This is a genomic window from Priestia sp. MDV22-iso46 (assembly GCF_058629175.1).
Genome location: NZ_JBZVWT010000004.1, coordinates 219,702 through 244,805 on the forward strand (window position 1 = coordinate 219,702; position 25,104 = coordinate 244,805).

At 39.0% G+C, this 25,104-nt stretch carries 29 protein-coding genes; 1 reads left to right on the forward strand and 28 read right to left on the reverse strand.

The window, feature by feature from the left end:
- Nucleotides 1-91: 91 nt before the first annotated feature.
- From atpA to AC4NPH_RS22145, 28 genes are all read right to left on the reverse strand, one after another.
- Nucleotides 92-1,600, reverse strand: a complete 1,509-nt coding sequence (atpA, locus tag AC4NPH_RS22010) for a F0F1 ATP synthase subunit alpha (protein ID WP_013085461.1) — start codon at nucleotides 1,598-1,600, stop codon at nucleotides 92-94.
- A 15-nt stretch (nucleotides 1,601-1,615) separates the two neighbouring features.
- Nucleotides 1,616-2,161: a F0F1 ATP synthase subunit delta gene (locus AC4NPH_RS22015; RefSeq protein ID WP_013059802.1), complete on the reverse strand. Its 546-nt coding sequence runs from the start codon at nucleotides 2,159-2,161 to the stop codon at nucleotides 1,616-1,618.
- Entirely contained in the window at nucleotides 2,158-2,676 is a 519-nt protein-coding gene (locus AC4NPH_RS22020) for a F0F1 ATP synthase subunit B (protein ID WP_013085463.1), read from the reverse strand. Before AC4NPH_RS22020 ends, AC4NPH_RS22015 begins: the two co-directional genes overlap by 4 nt.
- 102 nt (nucleotides 2,677-2,778) lie before the next feature.
- Complete coding sequence (gene atpE, locus AC4NPH_RS22025) at nucleotides 2,779-2,991, reverse strand: F0F1 ATP synthase subunit C (RefSeq protein WP_013059804.1); 213 nt, start codon at nucleotides 2,989-2,991, stop codon at nucleotides 2,779-2,781.
- 90 nt (nucleotides 2,992-3,081) lie between these two features.
- Complete coding sequence (gene atpB, locus AC4NPH_RS22030; RefSeq protein WP_013059805.1) at nucleotides 3,082-3,792, reverse strand: F0F1 ATP synthase subunit A; 711 nt, start codon at nucleotides 3,790-3,792, stop codon at nucleotides 3,082-3,084.
- 18 nt (nucleotides 3,793-3,810) lie between these two features.
- Nucleotides 3,811-4,182: an ATP synthase subunit I gene (locus AC4NPH_RS22035; RefSeq protein ID WP_013059806.1), complete on the reverse strand. Its 372-nt coding sequence runs from the start codon at nucleotides 4,180-4,182 to the stop codon at nucleotides 3,811-3,813.
- Between the two features lie 6 nt (nucleotides 4,183-4,188).
- Entirely contained in the window at nucleotides 4,189-4,410 is a 222-nt protein-coding gene (locus AC4NPH_RS22040; protein ID WP_013059807.1) for an AtpZ/AtpI family protein, read from the reverse strand.
- Between the two features lie 297 nt (nucleotides 4,411-4,707).
- Nucleotides 4,708-6,900: a S8 family serine peptidase gene (locus AC4NPH_RS22045; protein ID WP_098196937.1), complete on the reverse strand. Its 2,193-nt coding sequence runs from the start codon at nucleotides 6,898-6,900 to the stop codon at nucleotides 4,708-4,710.
- 68 nt (nucleotides 6,901-6,968) lie between these two features.
- Nucleotides 6,969-8,120 (reverse strand): non-hydrolyzing UDP-N-acetylglucosamine 2-epimerase, encoded by a 1,152-nt coding sequence (gene wecB, locus AC4NPH_RS22050; protein WP_025601419.1) that lies wholly within the window; start codon nucleotides 8,118-8,120, stop codon nucleotides 6,969-6,971.
- Between the two features lie 22 nt (nucleotides 8,121-8,142).
- Nucleotides 8,143-8,772: a uracil phosphoribosyltransferase gene (gene upp, locus AC4NPH_RS22055; protein WP_013059810.1), complete on the reverse strand. Its 630-nt coding sequence runs from the start codon at nucleotides 8,770-8,772 to the stop codon at nucleotides 8,143-8,145.
- A 213-nt stretch (nucleotides 8,773-8,985) separates the two neighbouring features.
- Complete coding sequence (gene glyA / locus AC4NPH_RS22060) at nucleotides 8,986-10,230, reverse strand: serine hydroxymethyltransferase (RefSeq protein ID WP_013059811.1); 1,245 nt, start codon at nucleotides 10,228-10,230, stop codon at nucleotides 8,986-8,988.
- A 117-nt stretch (nucleotides 10,231-10,347) separates the two neighbouring features.
- Complete coding sequence (locus AC4NPH_RS22065; RefSeq protein ID WP_029319400.1) at nucleotides 10,348-10,899, reverse strand: TIGR01440 family protein; 552 nt, start codon at nucleotides 10,897-10,899, stop codon at nucleotides 10,348-10,350.
- 35 nt (nucleotides 10,900-10,934) lie between these two features.
- Nucleotides 10,935-11,396: a ribose 5-phosphate isomerase B gene (gene rpiB / locus AC4NPH_RS22070; RefSeq protein WP_013059813.1), complete on the reverse strand. Its 462-nt coding sequence runs from the start codon at nucleotides 11,394-11,396 to the stop codon at nucleotides 10,935-10,937.
- An 80-nt stretch (nucleotides 11,397-11,476) separates the two neighbouring features.
- Nucleotides 11,477-11,905, reverse strand: coding sequence for a low molecular weight protein arginine phosphatase (locus tag AC4NPH_RS22075; RefSeq protein ID WP_013059814.1), 429 nt, complete (start codon nucleotides 11,903-11,905; stop codon nucleotides 11,477-11,479).
- Nucleotides 11,906-11,955: 50 nt separating this feature from the next.
- A complete protein-coding gene (locus tag AC4NPH_RS22080) occupies nucleotides 11,956-12,111 on the reverse strand; it encodes a hypothetical protein (protein ID WP_155660731.1) in 156 nt (51 codons plus the stop codon).
- A gap of 22 nt (nucleotides 12,112-12,133) precedes the next feature.
- Complete coding sequence (locus tag AC4NPH_RS22085; protein ID WP_013059815.1) at nucleotides 12,134-12,694, reverse strand: manganese efflux pump MntP; 561 nt, start codon at nucleotides 12,692-12,694, stop codon at nucleotides 12,134-12,136.
- A 67-nt stretch (nucleotides 12,695-12,761) separates the two neighbouring features.
- Nucleotides 12,762-13,802: an L-threonylcarbamoyladenylate synthase gene (locus AC4NPH_RS22090; protein WP_013059816.1), complete on the reverse strand. Its 1,041-nt coding sequence runs from the start codon at nucleotides 13,800-13,802 to the stop codon at nucleotides 12,762-12,764.
- Between the two features lie 192 nt (nucleotides 13,803-13,994).
- On the reverse strand, nucleotides 13,995-14,441 hold the full coding sequence (locus AC4NPH_RS22095) for a GNAT family N-acetyltransferase (protein WP_013059817.1): 447 nt from the start codon (nucleotides 14,439-14,441) through the stop codon (nucleotides 13,995-13,997).
- An 85-nt stretch (nucleotides 14,442-14,526) separates the two neighbouring features.
- Nucleotides 14,527-15,417 (reverse strand): stage II sporulation protein R, encoded by an 891-nt coding sequence (spoIIR, locus tag AC4NPH_RS22100; RefSeq protein ID WP_055991595.1) that lies wholly within the window; start codon nucleotides 15,415-15,417, stop codon nucleotides 14,527-14,529.
- Nucleotides 15,418-15,537: 120 nt separating this feature from the next.
- Nucleotides 15,538-16,398 carry a peptide chain release factor N(5)-glutamine methyltransferase gene (prmC, locus tag AC4NPH_RS22105; RefSeq protein ID WP_491938925.1) on the reverse strand — a complete coding sequence of 287 codons (861 nt, stop codon included), beginning with the start codon at nucleotides 16,396-16,398 and terminating at the stop codon, nucleotides 15,538-15,540.
- The gene (prfA, locus tag AC4NPH_RS22110; RefSeq protein ID WP_013059820.1) at nucleotides 16,398-17,465 is read right to left on the reverse strand and encodes a peptide chain release factor 1; all 1,068 of its coding nucleotides are present in this window, start codon (nucleotides 17,463-17,465) and stop codon (nucleotides 16,398-16,400) included. Before prfA ends, prmC begins: the two co-directional genes overlap by 1 nt.
- A gap of 138 nt (nucleotides 17,466-17,603) precedes the next feature.
- Nucleotides 17,604-18,218: a thymidine kinase gene (locus tag AC4NPH_RS22115; protein WP_153252841.1), complete on the reverse strand. Its 615-nt coding sequence runs from the start codon at nucleotides 18,216-18,218 to the stop codon at nucleotides 17,604-17,606.
- Nucleotides 18,219-18,422: 204 nt separating this feature from the next.
- Complete coding sequence (gene rpmE, locus AC4NPH_RS22120; RefSeq protein WP_013059822.1) at nucleotides 18,423-18,623, reverse strand: 50S ribosomal protein L31; 201 nt, start codon at nucleotides 18,621-18,623, stop codon at nucleotides 18,423-18,425.
- A gap of 154 nt (nucleotides 18,624-18,777) precedes the next feature.
- Nucleotides 18,778-20,052 carry a transcription termination factor Rho gene (gene rho / locus AC4NPH_RS22125; protein WP_013059823.1) on the reverse strand — a complete coding sequence of 425 codons (1,275 nt, stop codon included), beginning with the start codon at nucleotides 20,050-20,052 and terminating at the stop codon, nucleotides 18,778-18,780.
- 526 nt (nucleotides 20,053-20,578) lie between these two features.
- Entirely contained in the window at nucleotides 20,579-21,865 is a 1,287-nt protein-coding gene (gene murA / locus AC4NPH_RS22130) for a UDP-N-acetylglucosamine 1-carboxyvinyltransferase (protein WP_013059824.1), read from the reverse strand.
- Between the two features lie 207 nt (nucleotides 21,866-22,072).
- Nucleotides 22,073-22,717, reverse strand: coding sequence for a fructose-6-phosphate aldolase (gene fsa, locus AC4NPH_RS22135; RefSeq protein ID WP_063670712.1), 645 nt, complete (start codon nucleotides 22,715-22,717; stop codon nucleotides 22,073-22,075).
- Nucleotides 22,718-22,854: 137 nt separating this feature from the next.
- The gene (locus tag AC4NPH_RS22140) at nucleotides 22,855-23,712 is read right to left on the reverse strand and encodes a class II fructose-bisphosphate aldolase (protein WP_013059826.1); all 858 of its coding nucleotides are present in this window, start codon (nucleotides 23,710-23,712) and stop codon (nucleotides 22,855-22,857) included.
- 224 nt (nucleotides 23,713-23,936) lie between these two features.
- Nucleotides 23,937-24,311 (reverse strand): response regulator, encoded by a 375-nt coding sequence (locus AC4NPH_RS22145; RefSeq protein WP_087944205.1) that lies wholly within the window; start codon nucleotides 24,309-24,311, stop codon nucleotides 23,937-23,939.
- A 237-nt stretch (nucleotides 24,312-24,548) separates the two neighbouring features.
- Here AC4NPH_RS22145 and AC4NPH_RS22150 point away from each other — a divergent pair, with 237 nt between their 5' ends.
- The gene (locus tag AC4NPH_RS22150) at nucleotides 24,549-25,079 is read left to right on the forward strand and encodes a DUF2529 family protein (RefSeq protein WP_061859839.1); all 531 of its coding nucleotides are present in this window, start codon (nucleotides 24,549-24,551) and stop codon (nucleotides 25,077-25,079) included.
- Nucleotides 25,080-25,104 lie beyond the last annotated feature (25 nt).

Sequence of the window (25,104 nt, forward strand, 5' to 3'; positions counted from 1 at the left end):
TGTTTTAGAAGATCACGTGGTATGAAAGGTGAACAAATGTTCACCTTCACCTTATTGAAAGATTGTCTTAACATACCATGCTGACAATATATTATTCAGATGCAATAAATGTTTTCTTGAATTCTTCAAGTGCTGATTCGAATACGCCAGCTTCAGGAAGGCCACCAGTTGTACGGATTGATTCAAGTACTTCTTTACGGTTTGATTCTAACCATGTTAAGTACTCGTCTTCAAAGCGTGTAATATCTGATACTGGAACATCATCTAAGAAGCCTTTTGTTAATGCGTAAAGCACAGCTACTTGTTTTTCTACGCGAAGCGGTTTGTGTAAACCTTGTTTTAAGATTTCAACTGTACGCGCTCCTCGATTTAATTTTGCTTGAGTCGCTTGGTCAAGATCAGAACCGAACTGAGCAAATGATTCAAGCTCACGATACGATGCAAGGTCTAGACGCAGTGTACCTGCTACCTTTTTCATCGCTTTAATTTGTGCAGATCCACCTACACGTGATACAGAAAGACCAGCATTAATCGCAGGACGTACACCTGAGAAGAATAGATCTGACTGTAAGAAAATTTGTCCGTCTGTAATCGAAATTACGTTCGTTGGGATATAAGCAGATACGTCTCCTGCTTGCGTTTCAATAAATGGAAGAGCTGTTAATGAACCTCCACCTTTTGCGTCCGATAACTTTGCCGCACGCTCTAATAAACGAGAGTGCAGGTAGAATACATCCCCTGGATACGCTTCACGACCTGGAGGACGGCGTAATAGTAATGAAAGTTCACGATAAGCTGATGCTTGTTTTGTTAAGTCATCGTAAATAACAAGTACGTGCTTACCGTTATACATAAACTCTTCACCCATTGTTACTCCAGCGTATGGTGCTAAGAATAATAGTGGAGCTGGTTGTGAAGCTGATGCTGTTACAACGATTGTGTAATCTAGAGCACCGTGTTTACGTAATGTCTCTACTACGTTACGAACTGTTGATTCTTTTTGGCCAATCGCTACATAGATACATACCATATCTTGATCTTTTTGGTTTAAGATTGTATCGATTGCTACCGATGTTTTACCCGTTTGACGGTCACCGATAATTAACTCACGCTGTCCACGACCGATCGGCACAAGTGCGTCAATCGCCTTGATACCTGTTTGAAGCGGCTCATGTACTGATTTACGATCCATAACGCCAGGTGCAGCACCTTCAATTGGACGTGTTTTTGTTGTTTCTACTGGGCCTAAGCCGTCTACTGGCTGACCTAATGAGTTAACAACACGACCGATTAACTGCTCCCCTACTGGAACTTCCATGATGCGTCCTGTACGGCGAACTTCGTCACCTTCACGAATTTCCGTGTATGGTCCTAAAATAATGATACCTACATTGTTTTCTTCTAAGTTTTGTGCCATTCCCATGACACCATTTGAAAATTCAACCAGTTCTCCAGCCATGACATTGTCGAGGCCATGAGCACGTGCGATACCGTCCCCAACTTGGATAACAGTACCTACATCACTCACTTTAATCTCAGACTGATAGTTTTCAATTTGCTGCTTGATCAGCGCACTAATTTCTTCAGCTTTGATGCTCATGAATTTCACCCCTATCTACGATCTGTGTGCAAGAAGTCCTCGGTGGATCGTTTCTAATTTGCTGCTAATGCTGCCATCATAGATACGATTACCAATGCGAAGCTTCACGCCGCCGATTAGGCTTTTATCTACTATATTTGAAATATTTAACGTATGTTTTCCAACTTTAGAAGCAAATGATTGCGAGATTGCTCTTTTCTCATCTGCACTTAAAGGTTTGACAGAATAAACAGTTGCATCTGCCACGCCACGTACTTCGTTCGCTAGGAAACGATACTCTTTTACCATTTCGCTAACAATTTGAATGCGGTGACGCTCTAATAATAGAAGAACCGTATGTTGAACAGTTGGTGAAAGTTCAGCAAATGCCTCACTTACAAACTGTTTTTTTCGCTCAATTGTAATTTTTGGATGAGTTAATACATCCATTAATTCAGGTGTTTTAGCAAACACCTCTTCAACGATTTGTAGCTGGTCTTGCATTTCATCGATCATCTGTTTTTCTGTTGCTAATTGAAAAAGAGCTAGTGCATAGCGTTTGGCTACAGCTGGTTGACTCATCGTACATCCCCTACTTCTTGGATATATTCATGAATTAACTTCTCTTGATCTTGTTCAGAAAGTTCTTTTTCAATAACTTTCGACGCAATTAAAACAGATAATGAAGCAACTTGCTCACGTAACGCAGCAACTGCTTGATCTTTTTGCTGTTCGATTTCTTGTTTTGCTGCAGCTTTTAGACGCTCAGACTCTTCGCGTGCTGCCGCAATGATTTCTTCTTTTTTATCTTCTGCAGACTTTCTAGCGTTTTCCATCATTACTTGCACTTCTTGACGAGATTGCTTTAAGATTTCACGCTGCTCTTCAACAAGCTTCTTCGCTTCCTCATTTTGCTTTTCTGCTTCATCAATCTCACCGGCAATATGCTCTTCACGTTTTTTCATGATTCCCATTACAGGACCAAACGCGAATTTTTGAAGTAACGCAAGTAGGATAAGGAACATCACTAATTGGAAAAGAATATCTCCACCATTAATGCCTGCTGCTCCTAACACAAACATGTTCGACACGGCCATGTTCACTCCCTTCAGAGACTCCACATATATAATTTACTTATTAAAGACATAAAGTAATGGCGAAGGTTCTTTTGAATGATCTTCGCCACATGTAACACATTATTATTTACCTTGTACCATGAATGCAATAACTACGGCGATAATTGGAAGCGCCTCAACTAAGGCAACCCCAACGAACATCATTGAAGTTAATGTACCACGTGCTTCTGGTTGGCGAGCTGTGCCTTCAATCGTCTTAGAAACGATAAGACCGTTACCAATACCAGCACCTAGTGCCGCTAAACCAATCGCAATTGCAGATGCTATTAAACCCATTTTATAAAGTCCTCCCTTAATATATATGATTTTGTTTAACTAAGTTTTGTTTTGTCCAAATTGGGTATTACTTGAACAAAGCTTTATAAATTAATGGTCGCTACTCACTTTGTGAGATAAATAAACCATCGTTAACATTGTGAAAATGAAGGCCTGAATTGCGCCTACAAAAATACTGAATCCTTGCCATAAAAGCATTGGAATAGCAGCTCCAATTGTACCTAAGAAGCCTGTTGTTGCTAAACCAGCTAGCAAGCTTAACAAAATTTCCCCAGCATAAATATTACCGTAAAGACGAAGGCCAAGCGTTAACGTATTGGCAAACTCCTCGATAATCTTAAGCGGGAATAAAAATGCCATTGGCTTGAAGTAATCTTTCGTGTATGCAGAGAAACCTCGCATTTTAATACCATAATAATGTGATAATACAACTACCATAACGGCTAACGTCAGCGTAATTGCTGGATCAGCGGTTGGCGATTTCCACCATAAGTTATGGTCAATCACGATGGCAAATGGAAGACCCAACATATTTGACACAAAAATGTACATAAGTAAAGTTACACCTAGCGTCAAAAAGCGGCCACCTGTTTTCCAATCCATATTGCTATTAACGAGTCCTTTAACAAAATCTAAGACCCATTCAATAAAGTTTTGTGCACCGCTTGGCTTCATAGCAAGAGTACGAGTACATAAAACTGCAATTAAGAATACAATAACAGAAGCTACGGTAACCATAAGCAAGTTACTTTGACTAAAAGTAAGGCCTAGAAACTCTATAGTTGGTGATTCATGACCCAACTGTGTTCACCTCTCTTTCTATCTTCTACGCATATTTTGAACAACTAAATCTATGATAATGACAACGTAATACGTCATTAATCCCACAACTACACTAATAATATGAAAGGTTTTTGGATAAGAGATGGTAATCACAACTGCGAGAGCAGCTGTTGCAAATCTTACAACAGTCCCAATTGAACGGGGCTTTTTCCCCTCATCCAACGCCTGTCCAAACTGCTCAAACTTTCTTACTAAGTTCCACAAATTATACAAACTCAGGGCGGTTCCTAAAATTAAACCTGCAAAAACAGCCTTATAACTTGTAAATCCCCAGCCGAGAACGTATAATGCTAACAAATACAATATGTATGAACGAAGTCTTGGAAAAACGTGCTGCAAATCCTGCATGAATTATTAATCTCCTGAAAAAAAATGGTGGACTGTCCGCAGCATCATAAAAACACCTGCTGCTAGCCCTAAAAGAAGGCCTAAAATCAAAAATAGTGGTTCGGTGTCAAGCCATTGATCAGCCCATCTTCCAGAGAATAAGCCAATTAAGACTGAACCTGCTAACTGTGATAGAATGATTGACACTAATGCCATCGCTTGCAAAGGATGACGGTTGCGATCTTTCATAAGCTCATACCCCTTTTGCAAAATTTTCTTTTTTCCGAATTCTCTATCGTTTTTATAGCTCAATATATGATAGAAAGGCAAAAAAAATTGCTAAAAAAGGTAAAAACAGCTAATAAAATACGCAGAAATATCAACGGTTTTCACAGGTTGAAAACCTTATCATTTATATTCCCTGTAAGCATACAATAGCGTATATTTAATGTCAATGTGTTTAAGCTAAAAACTTCACAATCTCTTCTTATTGTTCACATTTCTGCCACACATAAAACCTCTTCAAATGAAAACATTTAAAGAGGTTCATTCAATCGTTATTGTACTTTGTACAACCTGCTCTTGTCTATGCTTTTTCACAAATGCAAATATTTGGTACGACCCCGGTACAAGCGATTCATCAATCGTTATTTTTCGTTTTCTCATGCCTCTTTCTACATCAACGTCAACATCTAAATACGATACAAACTGTAAAGACTGCTTATCAAAAAGAGCCACGCCTAATTGATCTGCTCCTTCAGGCAAAAACAGTTCATAGCTATACGTATTTTTCTCTTTTTCCGCTGCTACTTGCAATCCCATGACACGAGGATAATCTGGAATGCTAACCATGTACATATAAGGAAGCGAAAATGTTTCACGTGAATCATTTATTTCCAAATATCCGTCATATATACCTTTATTTTTAAAACGGGGCTGCACCGATAAAGTGACAGCTATTTCTTTTGTCTGATGGGGCTGCACCGTGACGGGTAATGGAACATCCCAGTTCACTCCTTCATCCCTTTTTGGAACGTTTAAGCGATACGTTTTTGCTTTATCAGACTGATTATCAATTTTAAATGATAAGACTTTCTTTGATGGGCGCGTAAAAATACCGAAAGATAAAGAAGATGGATAAAATAAAGAGTCTGCTGTGACAGCTTTTGCTATTTGAATTCTCCCGGCTCCTTGTTCATATACTCGATACGTTTGGCCATTTAGCTGCTTCATTACTTTACTTGTGTTCATCAATGAAGCTTTGACTTGTTCAGGAGACCAGTTCGGGTGTGCTTGTAAAATAAGAGCGCACGCTCCAGCTACATGGGGCGCAGCCATACTTGTTCCATGCATGCGTTCATATCCCCCAGGAACTGTACTATTAATGGAGTAACCAGGTGCGACGACGTCCGGCTTGATTCCCCAAGTAGTCGTTACAGGTCCTCTTGAACTGAAAGATGTGAGCAAGTCTTGCACCACTTGCTTGCCAGTGCGTAAGTATGGCTGTTGAGACTGAATGTGTTGATTAATGGTATCACCGCTTTTTTTACTTACCCATATCACTGGAATATTTACTGACTCTTGTAGTTTACCGATTATGCTTTTTTCAGTCGGGCTATATAAAAGAACAGCTTTTGCTCCAGCCTGTTCAGCTTGTTTAATCTTTTTTTCAACCGCATTTCCTTCTGCTTTTAGCAAAATGACGTTACCCAACGCATGCTTTTGCTCTTTGGAGTATTCTTCATTTATTACACGCAGCGTTTGATTAAACGTCCATGGACGAGACCCTTCTACTGGAGCCATCATAATTTTTTCTTTGTTAAATCCAATTGTTAGAAATTGAACTGTTGTCGGGGAAACAGAAGCGCCAACGGAAATAGCTTTTCCCGCTGTACCTGGAGAGCCCACGGTCCATAAACCTGGACCTGAATTGCCGCTAGATGTGACCGTTACAATTCCTTTTTCAACAGCCCGATCTAATGCTAAGCTTGTTGGTAAATCAGGACCATTCACATCATTTCCCAATGATAAATTAATAATATCTACATCATCTTGAATTGCTTTTTCGATAGCTAGAATAACACTTTCAGACGTTCCAGCTCCTCCAGGTCCAAGAGCTCGGTATGCGTAGATCTCTGCTTCAGGTGCTACACCTTTAATATTTCCATTTGCTGCAATAATACCAGCTACATGAGTGCCATGCAGAGTAGGCTCTCCTTGCTCCCGAGTGGTTTCCATCGGCTCATAATCTTTATCTATTACATCATACCCTCCTCTGTAGGTTTGTTTTAAATCGGGATGAGAATAATCAACACCCGTATCGATGACGCCTACTTTGATCCCTTTTCCTGTTAAGCGCTGATTATAAGTATCAAATAAGCCTCTTACCTGTTCTGAGCCAATGAAGGTTACGCTATTTTCTTCTGCAACCTGGTAGTTTTTAATAGAATGTGAACTAATAATAGAAGGATTATGAGATAGGTTTTCCAAATCCGAAATGGAGCCGTTTAACGAAAGTCCTGTAAACACCGTATGAAATTCGCTCTTAATCTTTATATTAGGATAATTTTTTTGTAGCTGACTTTTAAATTTGGCGAATTTTTCTTTTTTAATCATGACAATTATTGATTTTTCTTGATGATGCATTTCTTGTTTTATAGAAGGAAATGTGGGATTGAGCGACATTTGCCCTCCCCCGCTTCCCAATATAAAGCTAATCATTAACCATTTAATCCACATAAAAAAAACACCTCTCACACTATCGTGTCTCAAAGAGACACTTTTCATGTGAAAGGTGTTTAGAAATCTTACGAAAGCGGATTAAAAGCTTCCGGTCTGTTTTCACGACGGTTGAAATAGTAGCTAATAGCATCACAAATGCGTTTAGAAGCTAAGCCGTCTCCGTAAGGATTCGATGCTTGTGACATTTGCTTATATACGTCTTCATCTATTAACAGCTCTTTTGCTAGCGCATAAATCGTTTCTTCTTCCGTTCCTGCTAGTTTGAGCGTTCCTGCTTCAATTCCTTCCGGTCGCTCTGTTGTATCACGAAGTACCAATACAGGTACGCCTAATGAAGGAGCTTCTTCTTGAACACCGCCCGAATCTGTCAAAATAATATGAGCGCGCTCAGCGAAGTTATGGAAGTCAATTACATCTAACGGTTCAATTAAGTGAATGCGTGGGTCATTTCCTAAGATATCGTTTGCTGTTTCTCTAACTACTGGATTCAAATGAACAGGATACACAACTTGCACATCTTCATGTTCATCCACAATACGTTTAACAGCACGGAACATGTTTTTCATTGGTTCGCCTAAATTTTCGCGGCGATGCGCCGTTAATAAAATAAGACGATCATCTCCCAATTTCGTTAACACCTCATGCTCATATGTCTCTTTTACTGTCGTTTTTAACGCATCGATAGCTGTGTTTCCAGTCACAAAGATTCGCTCTTCTTTTTTATTCTCTGCTTGCAAATTAGCTGCAGACTTATCTGTCGGAGCAAAGTGCAAATCAGCGAGAACGCCTGTAAGCTGACGGTTCATTTCTTCCGGATATGGAGAATATTTATTCCATGTGCGCAAACCTGCTTCAACATGTCCCACCTGAATTTGATTATAAAAAGCTGCTAGTCCGGCAATAAACGTCGTAGTTGTATCGCCGTGTACAAGTACGATGTCCGGCTTTACTTTTTTCATTACGTCGTCCAAACCTTCTAATCCTCTGGTCGTTACGTCCATAAGAGTTTGGCGATCTTTCATAATGTTAAGGTCATAGTCAGGCTGAATGTCAAAAATGCTCAATACTTGGTCTAACATTTCACGGTGCTGAGCCGTTACTGTAACAATCGCTTCGAACTCCTCCGGCCGCTTTTTAAGCTCTAGCACTAGAGGGGCCATTTTAATTGCTTCTGGTCTTGTCCCGAATATCGTCATTACTTTAATTGGCTGCTTCATGTTCATCACCCGAATCTACAAATTATTTTGTACCGAATAAACGATCCCCTGCATCACCTAAACCTGGAACAATATATCCATGGTCATTTAACTTTTCATCTAATGCTGCAATGTAAATATCTACGTCAGGGTGTGCTTCTTTTACGATTTCCACACCTTCAGGAGCAGCAATTAAACACATAAATTTAATGTTTTTGGCGCCTCTTTTTTTAAGAGAGTTGATTGCTTCTACAGCTGACCCTCCTGTTGCAAGCATAGGATCTACTACAATAAAGTCACGCTCTTCTACATCATTAGGCAGCTTTACATAATATTCAACAGGCTGTAATGTTTCTGGATCACGATATAAGCCAACGTGTCCAACTTTAGCAGCTGGCATTAGTTTTAAAAATCCATCTACCATGCCGATACCAGCACGAAGAATTGGAACGATACCAAGCTTTTTCCCTGCAATAACTTTTGACTTTGTTTTGCAAACCGGTGTTTCAATTTCAACGTCTTCTAGCGGTAAATCACGTGTCGCTTCAAAAGCCATTAAGCTTGCCACTTCATCAACTAATTCACGAAACTCTTTCGTTCCCGTTTTTACATCGCGTATGTAAGTTAATTTGTGTTGAATAAGCGGGTGATCAAATACGTATACTTTGCCCATTGATATCTCTCCTTATATATAAAGATGTACACATTAAAATACCATTCAACGAATTGAATGGTACGTACTAGTAAAAACATATCTCTTGCTAATTAAATTTATACATTGCATTCATTTTACAGAAAAAAGTTTTTGAGTTCAAGCATTATTCAAAAAATGATTGAATTGCTACCACTTTCTCCATAAAAAAACAGGCACAAAGGCCTGTCTCTCTTAAAGTGATTTATACATTTCAAACTTGCTTGTTAAAGCTTCAACGCGTGTTTTAGCTTCAGCTAGCTTTTCTTCATCTTCAATATTTTTAAGCGTTAATCCGATGATAGAAGCAATTTCATCCATCTCTTCTAAGCCAAATCCGCGAGTTGTAACCGCAGCTGTACCAATACGGATACCGCTTGTTACAAATGGGCTTTGCTCATCGTAAGGAATTGTATTTTTGTTTGTTGTAATACCTACATCATCAAGTGCTTTTTCAGCTACTTTACCTGTCAAATTCATTGAACTTACGTCGATTAACACAAGGTGATTGTCTGTTCCTTCAGATACAAGAGCAAATCCTTCTTTCTTTAATCCTTCTGCTAAACGATTAGCATTGTCGATGATATTTTGAGCATAGTGCTTAAATTCATCTTGTAATGCTTCACCAAATGCTACTGCTTTTGCAGCGATAACGTGCATCAATGGACCACCTTGAATACCAGGGAAGATTGACTTATCAATCTTTTTCGCAAATTCTTCTTTACATAAAATCATACCGCCGCGTGGTCCACGTAGTGTTTTATGTGTTGTAGTTGTAACGAAATGAGCATGTGGCACAGGATTTTGATGAAGTCCTGCAGCTACTAGACCAGCAATATGAGCCATGTCTACCATTAAATAAGCGCCTACTTCATCAGCGATTTCACGGAAACGCTTGAAGTCGATTGCGCGTGGATATGCGCTTGCACCAGCCACAATTAATTTTGGCTTATGTGTACGAGCTTTTTCTAATACATCATCGTAGTTAATACGATGTGTTTCACGATCTACGCCATATTCGATGAAATTGTACTGAACACCACTAAAGTTAACAGGACTTCCGTGCGTTAAGTGACCGCCGTGCGATAAATTCATACCAAGTACTGTGTCTCCAGCCTCTAAAACAGTGAAGTATACAGCCATGTTTGCTTGTGCACCTGAGTGAGGTTGAACATTCACGTGCTCTGCTCCGAAAATTTCTTTTGCACGATCACGAGCTAAGTCTTCTACTACGTCTACGTGTTCACAACCGCCGTAGTAACGTTTAGCTGGATAGCCTTCAGCATATTTATTTGTTAAAACTGAACCTTGTGCTTCCATTACCGCTGTTGTTACAAAGTTTTCTGAAGCAATTAGCTCAATCTTAGTACGTTGTCTTTGTAATTCATCCTTGATCGCATTATAAACTGCTGGATCTTGTTGCATTAGTTGTTTCTCCATCAAAATCCTCTCCTCATTTCGTATTCGCAATGTTCGTTATTTGTTGATTCAACTACATTGTAACATGATTTATTTAGAATAAAAAAGAAAAAATGTGTATTATTTTAATATATTTAATTACGAAAGTTCGTAAAACGCTCTCATTCCACCAATTAGTTTTGGACGCGTCTTTGCTACAGTAACATGAGCGTGTCCAACTGCGTTTAACGTACAACGAACGGGTACTGCGACATGCTTTAAATGCATACCAATGAATGTATCTCCAATATCAATACCGGCATCAGCTTTAATAAACTCTACCAAAACAGGATCTTTAAGCTGACCATAGGCCTGTGTAGCCATCGCTCCGCCTGCTTTATGGATAGGAACAACACTAACGATTTCTAAACGCTCTTTGCGAGCTAATTCTCTTTCTACTACCAGTGCTCGATTGAGATGTTCACAGCATTGAAATGCTAAGTGGACACCCGTTTTTTTTCGAAAATCTGCTAGTGTATCAAAAATCATTTCTGCGACTTCCATTGCGCCTGCGGTTCCTATTTTTTCACCAATTACCTCGCTTGTACTGCATCCAATGACAAGTGTATGTTCTGAAGACAACTGCACTTGTGCTAAAAAATCAGATAAAACTGTTTCCAACTGCTCTTTCCATTTCGTAAGTTCAGACACGTTTTTCTTCCTTTCTTTCATTGAATACGTTCACATTATACAGTTACTGTTGCATCGCTTTGGTGCTCATACTGTTTAATTTTATTCACGCGATTTTCATGTCGGCCGCCTTCAAATTCTGTCATTAACCAAATTTTCGCAATTTCACGTGCAAGTCCCGGCCCAATGACACGTTCACCCATTGCCAAAATGTTGCTGTCATTATGTTCTCTTGTTGCTTTTGCACTGAACGTATCATGCACTAGAGCGCAGCGAATTCCTTTTACTTTATTAGCTGCTATACTCATACCGATGCCTGTTCCACAAATAAGAATGCCTCGACTTACTTCTTGGCTCGCCACTTTTTGAGCAACGGGAAGTGCATAATCCGGATAGTCTACAGACGCTGTGCATTCACACCCTAAATCCACATATTCAATATTTAATTCTTCCATTAAAGAGATAATTTCCTGTCGCAAATTTATACCTCCGTGGTCAGATGCAATAGCTACTTTCATCTTTGTTTCCTCCTCATACATACCTTCGTCTTATATTAAATTTCTGTTCATTTTAAGTCAGCAAAAATTTATGGAACCTTTTATAATTTGTCGACTATTTTGTTAATCATACGCTCTAACTCTTCTAAAGTCTGTTCGTACGTCTGTAATGATCCGCCAAACGGATCAGATACTTCACCTTGCTCGTCGGCAAATTCTTTTAGCGTAAATAATTTATCACTTACGTATGGAGCTTGGTTCAAAATCAGCATTTTATGCTGATCCGTCATCGTAAAAATATAAGTAGCCCACATCAATTGTTCTTCCGTTAATGCTGCCGAAGCATGAGAACAAGCTATGCCTTTCTGGTGAAGGGCAACTTGTGCATGAACAGAAGCTTCACTTCCATTTGAAGCGAATACACCTGCAGACTTCACGTTTATTCCATCTATCTCTTTAGCTTTGAGCAACGCTTCTGCCATAGGGCTGCGGCACGTGTTTCCTGTACATACAAATAAGATGTTTTTCAAGATACATCCTCCCTTGCTTTCACTATGTTCGACTATGTTGATATTCCACCCTATTGTATCTCTATTGCTTGCATAAATCCAGTTAGCTTTTCCGGATATTTTTTATCCATTACCGCTTCATCCATCTCGAAAAAACGACTTCGCTTTCCTTCTTTTATCGCTGCAATCCAAAAGAAGCAAAAAAAGACCATAACCTGAATGGTCATGATCCTTTACCTATTTATATAGTTAAAAAGGTAGTAACAATTTGATTCCAAAAGCTAATAAAATGCTTCCGCCCAGTGCCTCACTATATGAACCAAGCCAGCCTTGCACTCTTCTGCCTAGCAGCAGTCCTAACCAAGTTAATAGCATACTCACTACGCCAAAAACAATAATGGTCAAAAACGTTCTTGCTCCAAAAATACCTAAGCTAAGTCCAACAGAAAAACTATCTAGACTCACGCTGAGCGCAAAAAATAACAGTCCAAAGCCAACTGGTTTGATAAACGGCGTATCGTCATGCTTAAAGGAGGAATAAATCATCTGCGCCCCAAGAATCAGCAATAAAATTCCACCGCCATAGGTAGCAAACATTCCAAGTTTATCAGACAAAAGTCGTCCAATAAACATGCCTAACAGCGGCATCCAAATATGAAATACACCGATAACAACACCAATGTAGAAAATTTGGCGAAAGCGTAAACGAATTAATCCCATTCCCAAACCAACTGAGAAAGCATCCATTCCTAAGGCAAACGCCATAATGACTAACGTGATCATTTCACTAATTAACTGAGATACATTCATCTTTACCCTCCTCGGACGTGCTCCTATTTCAAAATATGCACATTCGAAAAGGTTTAGAAGATGAATTTTATTGCTTAATCACGTGATGTCCTGCAGCTTTCATTAATCGGTTCATAACGGCATGACCGACTCCTTCTTCAGAAAAACTTTCACTAACGATAATATCTACGTCACACTCATTAAATGAACGAAGCGACTCGTATAAATGGCTAGCAACCGTCTCTAAATTTGAACGAGATCCACATGTGATAACCGCATCCGCTTTATACGCATCTTCATGTTCAGATGTCGTTAATACCCCCACTCGCTTACCCTGATCTTTATAGCCATCAATAATAGACTGGAAAAAATCTGAACTGCCGTCAACGATGACAAGCGGTGCATCAGGTGCGTAATGCGTGTATTTCATACCTGGAGATTTTGGCGCTTCTTTATCACTTAGTAACGCTCGATCTACTTTTACGGGACCAATGACATTTTCCAACTCTTTCTGAGTAATGCCGCCCGGCCGTAAAATGATAGGAATCTCTTCTGTACAATCAAGGACAGTTGACTCTACTCCTACCCCTGTTGCTCCTCCATCTACAACTCCGCTAATACGCCCTTCTAAATCATTCATCACATGATGAGCTAGAGTGGGACTTGGCTTGCCGGAAAGGTTTGCACTAGGAGCTGCGATAGGCAAAGCCACTTTTTTTAATAATGCGAGGGCTACTGGATGTGAGGGCATTCTCACTGCGATGCTGTTTAAACCAGCCGTAACCTTATCTGAAACTCGATCTTTTTTGGGTAATATTACTGTAAGAGGACCCGGCCAAAAAGCATCGATCACTTTCTCTGCTTTTGAAGGAATCGACTCTACAAATGTATGAAGCTGCTCTTTATCTCCAATATGAACAATAAGAGGGTTATCACTAGGACGTCCTTTCGCTGCAAAAATTTTATCCACAGCTTTATCCGATGTTGCGTCTCCTCCTAATCCATACACCGTCTCTGTAGGAAAAGCAACCACTTCGTGATTGCGCAGCAAATCTGCTGCTTCTTCTATCTGTGGATAAATATCTTTTTCGTTCGTAAAATTATCCACAACCCATAACTTAGTTTCCATCTTCTTCAACTCCTTTTTCTTTCTATATCTAGGTTTTTTTTACTTTAAAAGTACAATATGTATCAAAGATAGTAAAATACATGCATTCATTATATCAACAAACAAGCTTTATCCACAAAATGTGGATAAAGCTTATGTTTTTGTGAATAACATTGTGGATACCCTATTAAAATGATTTATCCACATTTTCTTTTAACTAGCTGCATAAAACATCACATAGACATCCTGAGGGTTTGGTAACTTTTTTAAATAAGAATGTTCTTTTAACAACTCAGGCAGTGCACTGTAAGATGTTTGCTGAAAATTCATCATTTGAAAAAAATGTAGAGAAGATGCCTTATTTGTTAGTAAATATAGTTGCTTCACGCCATGCTTTTGAGCCAGCTGGACGATGCTTTTAAATAGCAGCAGAATATCAGATTGCATTAAAGAAGGAGACACCACAAGGGAGCGGAGAATTCCATCCACACCTTCTTTTTCAAACCCAACTGTTGCTAGTAGCTCGCCTTCTTCATTTTCCATTATGACAAATTGATGAATATGCTCTTCCACACCAGCTGTGCTGATGCCCGCTTTTTGTAAAAACTGCTGAATTCGAATATAATCATTTTCACTGGCAATTTTTAATTGTTCTCTCATTTTAATCACCTCAACTTGTTTTCTAGTAACAAATCTATGAGATGATTAAAAAAAGTAGAACTGAATTTTATTTTTAATGATTCTATTAATTAAATACTGACGATACCCATTCCACTACAAAAAACTTAACTTCTACAGAATCTTCTTTTGATTTAGAATCAGCTTTTTTCTTAGATGAAACAGACTTTTCAGCTTCTTTACTTTCCTTTTTTTCAGCCTTAGCACTTGTGTCTTCCTTTACTGTACTTGTATCTTTTGCAATTGCTTCTTTAGAAGATACTGTTGGTTGAGAAGATTCCTCAGCTTTCTGCTCAATAGAATCCGATGTAATAGTTGCAGATTGAATTTCTGTTTTCACTGCAGGCTCTTTACTTTCAGCCGATTTGTCATCTGTTTTGTCTGCAGATTTTGATTCAGAAGCTGCTGGTTTCTCTTTTTCTTCCTTTGGCTCTTCTTCAGATGGCTCCGGCGCTTTTACCGCTTCACCGTTTGAGAAATCTAAGAAGCATAAAGGAGGAAATAGTACACACCACCAGTTTGCTCCCTCTCCTTTGCCAAGAGTAATAAGCACGGCTTCATACTCACCTGCTGGATATAAAAACTGACCGTACAACTTAGTAGGAAACTCTACTTTTCCGAATTTAACATGAACAGATTCATTTACGCCCTCTTCTTTTAGCACTTCTTTCGCAATTGTTTCAAGCGCCGGCAAATTTTCTTTAATTGTTTTTCGAGCTACAGTTACAGATGTTAAATCTTTTACCCATTCTGTGATTTGTTCGTTCACGCGGTCACGAATCAGACGTTTTACGTACTGGTCTTTTTCACCGTCGCTGTTTGCTAAAATGCGCAGTCGAATTGCCTCGTCTGGAATGACTGCAGGCTGATCTGCCTGCACTTGGTTATGTGTATATATAAGTTGAGCATTTGCTCCAATAATTAATAAAATAAAATAAATGATAGCATATTTCTTCATTTCGGCCACCGCCCTTTCATAGGAACAGTATGGCCGAAAGCAAGATATCTTAAACTAGTAATTTAGTAAAAAAATGCATGATTTTCAAAAATCAAAGGGAAAATTATTCCCTCTGATTTTTTAGTTCTCGCGAAGTTGTGCAAAAACCATTCGATCTTTTCCATTAATATCATATACACATTCTACAAAAGCTGTCGGAAACGTTTTTTGCAGCATCTCAGCTACATCTTTTGTCTGTCCGGCCCCAACTTCAAATCCAATAATACTATTTGACTTCGTCACATATGGCAACTCTTCCATGAAACGTCGATAAAAATCCAGGCCATCTTTTCCACCAAAAAGAGCTCGGTTTGGCTCATGATCTTTTACCACTGTGGACAACTCATCATCTGCTGGAATATAAGGCGGATTAGACACAATTACATCAAATTTCTGATTCGATAATAGAAATGGTTGTAATAGATCTCCCTGTATAAACGTGACAGCAGCGTCCAAGTTTTGAGCATTTTCTTTGGCTACGCTTAAAGATTCTATAGCTATATCTGTTGCTGTAACTTCCACTCTGTCAAGTCTGTCAAGCTCCAAAGCTAAAGTGATAGCAATTGCCCCACTTCCCGTTCCAATATCTACAAGCTCAATAGGCTGGTGTTGAAATTCTTTTTTTATTCGAGAAATCATTCCGTATACCAGCTCTTCCGTTTCGGGTCTTGGAATTAATACATGTTCGTTTACAATAAATGAACGCCCGTAAAATTCTTCTGTCCCGATTAGATATTGTACAGGCATACCTGCTTTATGAGCATGAACATCTTGTTCAAATCTTTTTAGGATTTCTTCTTCTAGTTCTTCCTGCAGAGAACCTAGCAAATGAGTTCTCGTCATCTGCAAGTGATGGCGAAGCAAGAGTTCTCCCGCGTTTTCATCTCGCTTTGCCTCTTTCAAAAAAGAAGAAGCCCACTTAAGGGCTTCAAATACTTTCATTAGTTCGAATCTTCCATTCGGCGCGCTTGGTCTTCCATGACTAATGCATCGATAATTTCATCAAGCTTGCCTTCTAAGATTTGATCTAGCTTTTGAATCGTCAGACCAATACGGTGGTCCGTTACGCGATTTTGCGGGAAGTTATACGTACGGATACGCTCGGAGCGATCTCCTGATCCAACTGCTTGTTTGCGCGTTGCATCGTACTCTGCTTGTGCTTCTCGCTGGAACTTATCGTACACGCGAGCACGCAATACTTTCATTGCTTTTTCTTTATTTTTAATCTGAGACTTTTCATCTTGACATGATACCACTGTATTTGTTGGTAAATGCGTTAAACGAACGGCTGACATCGTCGTATTAACACTTTGGCCACCAGGTCCACTTGAAGCAAATGTATCTACACGGATGTCTTTTTCATGAATGTCCACTTCGACTTCTTCCGCTTCAGGAAGACATGCTACCGTTGCTGTAGATGTATGAATACGACCGCCTGATTCTGTTTCAGGAACTCGTTGAACACGGTGTGCACCGTTTTCAAATTTCATCTTTGAGTACGCACCTTTACCGTTAATCATAAAGATAATTTCTTTATAACCGCCTACTCCAGTAGTCGTTGCTTCCATTACTTCTGTTTTCCAGCCTTGTGATTCAGCAAAGCGCGAATACATGCGGTACAAATTAGCTGCGAATAATGCTGCTTCATCTCCACCAGCCGCTCCACGAACCTCCATGATTACGTTTTTATCATCGTTTGGATCTTTCGGAATTAATAAAATACGTAGCTTTTCAACTAGCTCTTCTTGCTGCGTTTCTAACTCGGCAATTTCTTCTTTTACCATGTCACGCATATCTGCATCAAGCTTATCTTCAAGCATCGTTTTCGCTTCTGATAACTGCTCTTTTACATCTTTGTATTCCTGATAAGCGGCTACCGTTTGTTGTATATCTGATTGTTCCTTCGAATATTCTCTCAACTTAGAGGGGTTGTTTACGATCTCAGGGTCACTCAGAAGTTCGTTTAACTTCTCATAGCGCGCCTCTACCGCTTCTAAACGATCAAACACGTCATTCACCTCATTCTTTATCCATAACATTGTAATTATAGTATAGCTTTAAAATAGAGTCAAAACCTTGTTAATACACGTATATGAACAAAAAAACAGAACTGCGCGTTCTGTTTTTATCATCATAAAATTCTTGCTTTATTTTTCGACCATTTCGCTTGAGTCCACAGACACAGCTTGTCCTTTAGACTTTTGCACAACGTGGCAATGACGACATCTTGGTTCGTACGATTCCGACGCACCGACTAAAATAATAGGGTCGTCATAAGAAGCAGGCTCACCGTTAATCAAACGCTGCGTACGGCTCGCAGGAGAGCCACATGAAGCGCACACGGCCTGTAGCTTTGTTACCGACTCTGCAATAGCCATTAACTGCGGCATTTGTCCAAAAGGTTCACCTTTGAAGTCTTGATCTAACCCCGCTACAATCACACGAAAGCCTTGATCTGCTAAAGATTGAACAATTTCTAAAATATCTGTGTCAAAAAACTGTACTTCGTCTATCGCTACTACGTCTGTCTCTTCATTTACTCGCTTTAAAATATCGCGCGATGCCGAGATTGAATAAGCCATAACAGATGTACCATTATGTGAAACGACAGCTTCTTCGCTATATCGATTATCAATTGCAGGCTTGAATACTTGTGCTTTTTGTTTAGCAAACTGCGTACGGCGCACACGTCGAATCAACTCTTCTGATTTCCCTGAAAACATACTGCCACAAATTACTTCTATCCAACCGCTTTGTTTCATTACGTACACCACTGCGGGACTCTCCCTTCTTCTCGTTCCGTTTCTGAGCGAACCGCTACTAACTTAATCTACGTCTTCTATGTAGATCTTATTCTTATGATAAAGTACCCACTTTTTTATCAAGCAGACACTGTTTTTCTACTTTTATAAGCAAAAAAACAGGCAAGAAGTTAAGCTACTTGCCTGTTTGTTTCGACAATGTGATTATTTAATACCGTATTTTTTGTTGAAGCGATCAACACGGCCACCAGCTTCAGCGAATTTTTGACGACCAGTGTAGAATGGGTGACATTCAGAACAAGTCTCAACGCGGATCTCTTCTTTTACAGAACCACTTTCAAATTCGTTTCCGCAAGTACATTTAACCATAACTGTTTTATAGTTTGGATGAATTCCTGTTTTCATTCGTTTCATCTCCTTCCGCCCTGAATCATTCTGAAACAGAGTTTATTGATAAAGATAGTGATGAAATAATAACTATTTCACTGTGTACTTTATCAACACACATGATGAAATTATAACAAGGGTTGTATGCTTTTGCAACCACATGTTTTATAACTTATCGTTTATTTGCTAGAAGCGTTTTTTTCTCTTCCGTTAACATCGAGAAGAACTCTTCATTTGTCTTTGTTTGACGTAAACGTTTTAAGAATTTTTCTGCAAAATCAGGAGCATCTGCCATTGATTTACGAATTGCCCATAAGTGGTCTAAATGCTCTTTTGGAATTAACAGCTCTTCTTTACGTGTGCCTGAGCGACGAATATCAATCGCAGGGAAGATACGTTTTTCAGCTAGCGAACGATCTAGATGCAGTTCCATGTTACCTGTACCTTTAAATTCTTCATAAATAACATCATCCATACGAGAGCCTGTATCAATTAAGGCTGTTGCTAGAATGGTTAAGCTGCCTCCATCTTCAATGTTACGAGCAGCTCCAAAGAATCGTTTTGGACGGTGAAAAGCAGCTGGGTCAATACCCCCTGATAGTGTACGACCGCTCGGTGGAATAACTAAGTTATATGCACGAGCAAGTCTTGTGATGCTATCCATCAAAATGACAACATCTTTTTTGTGTTCGACTAATCTCATCGCACGTTCAAGGACAAGTTCCGCTACTTTAATGTGGTTTTCTGGCACTTCGTCAAATGTAGAACTGACAACATCACCGTCAACCGAACGCTCAATGTCCGTCACTTCCTCAGGACGCTCATCGATAAGAAGGACAATCAATTCTGCATCAGGATGATTTGTTGTAATGCTATTAGCAATTTCTTTTAACAGCATCGTTTTACCTGCTTTTGGCGGCGCGACAATTAGTCCCCTTTGCCCAAATCCAATTGGTGAAATCAAGTCAATAATACGCGTAGAGAAACTTCTTGGCTGAGTTTCTAGCAGCATTTGCTCATTTGGATAAATTGGCGTTAGCGCTGGAAAATGCACGCGATCTTTTGACGTTTCCGGATCTTCTCCGTTTACTGCTTCTACATGTAATAATCCGTAGTAGCGCTCATTTTCTTTTGGAGGACGAACTTTCCCCGATACCTTGTCTCCATTACGCAGATCGAAGCGACGAATTTGTGAAGCTGAGATATAAATATCTTCTGAACTCGGTGAATAGTTAATTGGTCGTAAGAAACCGAATCCTTCTGACTGAATAATTTCAAGAACGCCTTCCATAAATAAAAGCCCATCTTGTTCAGCTTGAGCCTTTAAAATAGCAAAGACAAGTTCTTTTTTCGTTAATTTACTATAGTACGAAACTTTATACTCACGAGCATGTTCATATAGCTCTTTTAATTTCATATTTTCTAAACTGGATAATGTTAAGTTCATTAGGACACCACGCTTTATAATGAATAATTTTTAACCGTTCCTCCCATATTAAATTCAAATATAAAATTGAGAGATGATATGGATGGAATAAATCTGTGAAAATGGAGAATATAACCTTTGAAGTATAATAAGTAGAATCAATTGATTAACTATACACTTTTAGAAGAATAATTCCGACATAAAACCATTTATATTATCTTGATAAATTTAACGTAGCAATTTATATTCTAACCTTTTTCTATCTTTTTAATCAATCTTTTTTTACTTTAGAAGATGAATAAAAAAAAGGAAATTTAATAGCTTACGAGAAGCGAGGAAAACCTTTTCATAATTTCACATTAAAGGAAATAAACTGGACGTTAAAATTAAGAAGTGAAATTTATCTTTTAGCTTCCCTTTTTATCTATTTACCCTATTCATAAATATATAAGCTACACAGACATAGAAGAACGCTCCTACGCCTGTGTAGCTTATTAAAAAGCTCATTTCTAAACTTTGCTTTCATGACTGTGGCACCGATTTGCCTCTATGAATTTTGAAATTGCTCAATTTCCTCTTGAGTCATCTCTTCACGCCAAATCATTGCCCCTAAATCCGATAGCTTGTCTACTAAATGACTGTAACCTCGGTCAATGTGCTCTAAACCCGTTACCTCTGTAATCCCTTTGGCCATTAAGCCAGCGGTTACGAGAGCTGCTCCTGCTCGTAAGTCCGACGCTTTCACACGTGCACCTTGTAAGTGAATGGGGCCATTAATAATAGCAGAACGTCCTTCTACCTTAACAGATGCATTCATTCGTCTCAGTTCATCAATATGCTTAAACCTTGCACCGTAAATTGTATCCGTCACAACGCTTGTACCAGACGCTCTTGTTAGAAGCGTCGTAAATGGCTGCTGTAAATCAGTTGGAAAACCTGGATATACTAGCGTCTTAATATCTACGGGCTTCAATAGCTGACGAGTCGCTACAAGAATCTGATCTGAGCTTGTTTCGATATGAATACCCATCTCACGCATTTTAGCCGTTAATGACTCCAAATGCTGAGGGATAACGTTGTCAACAACAACTTCTTTTCCCATACTCGCTCCCATGATCATATATGTGCCTGCTTCAATTCGGTCTGGAATGATGGAATGACGGCATCCTTTTAATTGATCTACTCCATCAATTCGAATAACATCTGTACCTGCACCTTTAATACGGGCACCCATACTTGTCAGTAACGTAGCTACATCAATAATTTCAGGCTCTTTGGCAGCATTCTCAATAACGGTACGCCCTTTTGCTCTTACAGCAGCGAGCATAATATTGATTGTTGCTCCCACGCTAACAACGTCTAAATAAATTCGAGCACCAATCAGTTCCTCAGCTCGAATGTAAATAGCTCCTTGTTCATTTGTTACTTTAGCGCCAAGAGCTTCAAAGCCTTTAATGTGCTGATCGATTGGTCTAGGACCAAGGTAACAGCCTCCTGGAAGCCCAACTACCGCTTTTTTAAAGCGTCCCAACATCGCCCCCATTAAATAATAAGAAGCGCGTAATTTTTTTACTTTCCCGTTCGGTAAAGGCATTGCAACCATTCCGGATGGATCTACTGTTAATTCGTCGTTATCAATGGTTACTTTCCCACCAATTTCTTCAACTAAATCCCCTAATAACTGCACGTCTGAAATATCGGGCAGACCTTCAATTGTAACAGGTGACTCGGCTAAAATTGTTGCTGGAATAAGCGCAACGGCACTATTTTTAGCACCACTGACGCGGACGGATCCACTTAAGGTAAAGCCACCTTGTATTTTTAACTTTTCCATTTATAGCTCCCTTCTAGTGAAAGAAAGTTTCTCACCTAGTAATTGAGGAAAATTTTGGTACAAAGAATACCTAAAAGAATGGTTATTTTTCCTATTACCTACTAGTGTACACGAAAATGAAAAAATCATGTATAGTTTCGACAAGATAAAAGAAAAATATGGCATTCACCTGTCAGGATGGTAAATGCCACACAAATTTATACATGTTTAGACATTTCGTTTTTCCCAATCTGCCAAAAATTGGTCAATCCCTGCGTTTGTTAACGGATGTTTGAACAATTGCATTAAAACTTTGTAAGGAATTGTCGCAATATGTGCTCCATTTTTTGCAGCTTCTGTTACGTGCATCGGATGACGAATAGATGCTGCAATAATTTCTGATGGAATGTCATGAATCGCAAAAATATCTGCGATATCTGAGATTAAATCGAGACCATTAAAACCAATATCGTCTAATCTTCCTAAGAAAGGCGATACGTAAGTAGCACCTGCTCTTGCTGCCATTAACGCTTGGTTAGCTGAGAAAATAAGCGTAACGTTTGTCTTAATACCTAAACTAGTAAATTCTTTTACTGCTTTTAAGCCATCTGGAGTCATCGGTACCTTGATTGTAATATTCGGCGCAATCGCAGCAAGCTCTTTTCCTTCGCGAATCATGCCTTTTGCATCAAGCGCAATCACTTCTGCACTTACAGATCCTTCAACGAACTCTGTAATTTCACGAAGACGATCTTCAAACGTGATGTTCTCTTTAGCTACTAAACTAGGATTTGTTGTAACCCCCGCTAACAAACCTAATGAATGCGCTTCCTTAATTTCGTCTAAATTAGCCGTATCAATAAAAAACTTCATGAATGCCATCCCCCTGTGTTATGTATTCAGAATGATAAGAAAATTATAGTAAAAATAAAACCGCCTTACAATAAAAATAAGACGGTTTTATTTTTCAGACTCAACTAACTGCAAACAGGCAATCCGAAGATTTCAAATTATGCTTTGTTAGAAGAACCGAATTCACGCATTTTACCTTGAACCGTTTCTTTGATTGCTTCGCGAGCAGGTCCTAAGTATTTACGTGGATCATATTGTTCAGGTTGCGCAGCTAATACTTCACGAACAGCTTTAGCTGAAGCAATTTGGTTTTCAGTGTTTACGTTGATTTTAGCAGTACCTAAAGAAACTGATTTTTGGATATCTTTTGTTGGAATACCAGTTCCACCGTGTAAAACTAATGGTAAGCCTGTACGATCTCCGATTTCTTTCATTTCAGCAAAACCTAGGTTTGGTTCACCTTTGTATGGTCCGTGAACTGATCCTAATGCTGGAGCTAAGCAATCGATACCTGTACGGTTAACAAGTTCTTCACACTCGTTAGCATCTGCATAGATAACGCCCTCAGCAATAACGTCGTCTTCTTGTCCACCAACAGTTCCTAGTTCTGCTTCTACAGATACTCCGTGGAAGTGAGCTAGTTCAACTACTTTAGAAGTAATTGCAATGTTTTCTTCAAATGGGTGGTGAGAAGCATCGATCATTACAGAAGTGAATCCAGCATGGATTGCTTTTGCACATGATTCAAAGCTTGAACCGTGGTCTAAGTGAATTGCAACTGGTACTTGAACGTCGTAATCTTCGATTAGAGCTTCAACCATTGCTACAACAGTTTTGAAACCGCCCATGTAGCGTGCTGCACCTTCAGATACACCAAGAATAACTGGAGAGTTTTCTTCTTTTGCTGCTTGAAGAATAGCTTGAGTAAACTCTAAGTTATTTAAGTTAAATTGACCTACTGCATAGCCTTGTTCTTTTGCTGTAATAAGCATTTCTTTCATTGATACTAAAGGCATATTGAAATCCTCCTTAAAATCAACCTTAGATTAGATGCTAACCAAAAGGCACACTCAAATAGTATGCTCTTGAATTGAGTGTTTCATGTAGAAACAACGCGCATCTTTACATAATAGATTGTCGAATTATGAATACAGTAATTAGGATACCAACTAACAATGAAAACAGCAACATTTTTAGGCTGATATTCAAAATTTGTTAGGATGAAAACCCTACCAAAACCTTAATTCGACTTTACTGGTATATATTCCCTAACAACTTTTCGGATTTCATCAATATCAAACGGTTTTGCAAAGTGTGTTAATGCTCCTAAATCTTTTGCTTCTTGAATCATATCCAATTCACCATAAGCGGTCATAATGATGACTTTAATCGTTTCATCGTGCTGCTTTAACCTTTTTAAAATTTCAATTCCATCCATTCCTGGAATTTTCATATCTAATAAGACAAGATCCGGTGCTTGCTCTTTTGTAATATCAATCGCCTGGAAGCCGTTCGCCGCTTGAAATGTCGTATAGCCTTCTTTTTGCAGCACTTCCGTTAATAAAATACGTATACCATACTGATCATCAACAATTAAAATTTTCTCTGCCAATATAATCCCACCTTTTATATTCCTCTTCTACAGACAAAACTAACATATGTATTTCGCCTTTAAAACAAAAATCCCTGCTTATTAGAGAAATTGTTACAAAACATAGCTTTTTTTGTCATCCATCTAACTTCATCGCACTTTACTTTCATTGTAGCCCATTTCAAGATAGAATACAGATAGCTTTTTTCGTTATAATGTGTAGATAGACGGCTTTAGCCGCTTAAATCGAAGGGAGATTCTATGCTTAAAATTTTCACAACTCAACTTTCAGGTTTTTTTAAACGAATTGAAGAACAAGAAGAATTCCAATTTGAAGATGCCGCGCGTATTTTAGCACAGGCCTCTGTCGGAGAAGGATTTATCTATATTTATGGTGTAGAAGAAATGCACGCCATTACGCTTGAAGCACTAAGCAGTGCGGAACCTTTAAGTCAGGCAAAAGCTTTGCCTTTACATGAATTAGATCAGCTGACTAGCGTTGATCGCGTACTGCTTGTCTCTCGATTTTCAACAGATAATAAAGCAGTGAAAATAGCTGAACGTTTAAAGAAACAGGATATTCCATTTGTTAGCATTGCTGCTGTTCCTAAAGAGATAGCCGAACCTTCTTTAACAGCACTCGCAGATGCTCATATTGATACAAAATTGTTAAAGCCGCTTATTCCTGGAGAAGACGGCTCAAGATTTGGTTTTCCAGCAATGATAGTCGCTTTATACGCGTACTACGGTTTAACTTTCACATTAAAAGAAATCGTAGAAGAATATGAATAAAAAACACGCTGTCTAAAGACAGCGT

Coding starts and splice junctions, on each gene's coding strand:
- fsa (WP_063670712.1), bottom strand. CDS start 22,717: ATGAAGTTTTTTATTGATACGGCTAATTTAGACGAAATTAAGGAAGCG.
- AC4NPH_RS22080 (WP_155660731.1), bottom strand. CDS start 12,111: ATGACCATTCAGGTTATGGTCTTTTTTTGCTTCTTTTGGATTGCAGCG.
- AC4NPH_RS22150 (WP_061859839.1), top strand. CDS start 24,549: ATGCTTAAAATTTTCACAACTCAACTTTCAGGTTTTTTTAAACGAATT.
- rho (WP_013059823.1), bottom strand. CDS start 20,052: ATGAACTTAACATTATCCAGTTTAGAAAATATGAAATTAAAAGAGCTA.
- spoIIR (WP_055991595.1), bottom strand. CDS start 15,417: ATGAAGAAATATGCTATCATTTATTTTATTTTATTAATTATTGGAGCA.
- rpmE (WP_013059822.1), bottom strand. CDS start 18,623: ATGAAAACAGGAATTCATCCAAACTATAAAACAGTTATGGTTAAATGT.
- AC4NPH_RS22035 (WP_013059806.1), bottom strand. CDS start 4,182: ATGCAGGATTTGCAGCACGTTTTTCCAAGACTTCGTTCATACATATTG.
- rpiB (WP_013059813.1), bottom strand. CDS start 11,396: ATGAAAGTAGCTATTGCATCTGACCACGGAGGTATAAATTTGCGACAG.
- atpE (WP_013059804.1), bottom strand. CDS start 2,991: ATGGGTTTAATAGCATCTGCAATTGCGATTGGTTTAGCGGCACTAGGT.
- atpA (WP_013085461.1), bottom strand. CDS start 1,600: ATGAGCATCAAAGCTGAAGAAATTAGTGCGCTGATCAAGCAGCAAATT.
- prmC (WP_491938925.1), bottom strand. CDS start 16,398: ATGAAAGTATTTGAAGCCCTTAAGTGGGCTTCTTCTTTTTTGAAAGAG.
- AC4NPH_RS22085 (WP_013059815.1), bottom strand. CDS start 12,694: ATGAATGTATCTCAGTTAATTAGTGAAATGATCACGTTAGTCATTATG.
- AC4NPH_RS22015 (WP_013059802.1), bottom strand. CDS start 2,161: ATGAGTCAACCAGCTGTAGCCAAACGCTATGCACTAGCTCTTTTTCAA.
- AC4NPH_RS22020 (WP_013085463.1), bottom strand. CDS start 2,676: ATGGCCGTGTCGAACATGTTTGTGTTAGGAGCAGCAGGCATTAATGGT.
- AC4NPH_RS22095 (WP_013059817.1), bottom strand. CDS start 14,441: ATGAGAGAACAATTAAAAATTGCCAGTGAAAATGATTATATTCGAATT.
- AC4NPH_RS22045 (WP_098196937.1), bottom strand. CDS start 6,900: ATGTGGATTAAATGGTTAATGATTAGCTTTATATTGGGAAGCGGGGGA.
- upp (WP_013059810.1), bottom strand. CDS start 8,772: ATGGGCAAAGTATACGTATTTGATCACCCGCTTATTCAACACAAATTA.
- AC4NPH_RS22140 (WP_013059826.1), bottom strand. CDS start 23,712: ATGCCTTTAGTATCAATGAAAGAAATGCTTATTACAGCAAAAGAACAA.
- AC4NPH_RS22115 (WP_153252841.1), bottom strand. CDS start 18,218: ATGAAACAAAGCGGTTGGATAGAAGTAATTTGTGGCAGTATGTTTTCA.
- glyA (WP_013059811.1), bottom strand. CDS start 10,230: ATGGAGAAACAACTAATGCAACAAGATCCAGCAGTTTATAATGCGATC.
- wecB (WP_025601419.1), bottom strand. CDS start 8,120: ATGAAGCAGCCAATTAAAGTAATGACGATATTCGGGACAAGACCAGAA.
- murA (WP_013059824.1), bottom strand. CDS start 21,865: ATGGAAAAGTTAAAAATACAAGGTGGCTTTACCTTAAGTGGATCCGTC.
- AC4NPH_RS22090 (WP_013059816.1), bottom strand. CDS start 13,802: ATGGAAACTAAGTTATGGGTTGTGGATAATTTTACGAACGAAAAAGAT.
- AC4NPH_RS22040 (WP_013059807.1), bottom strand. CDS start 4,410: ATGAAAGATCGCAACCGTCATCCTTTGCAAGCGATGGCATTAGTGTCA.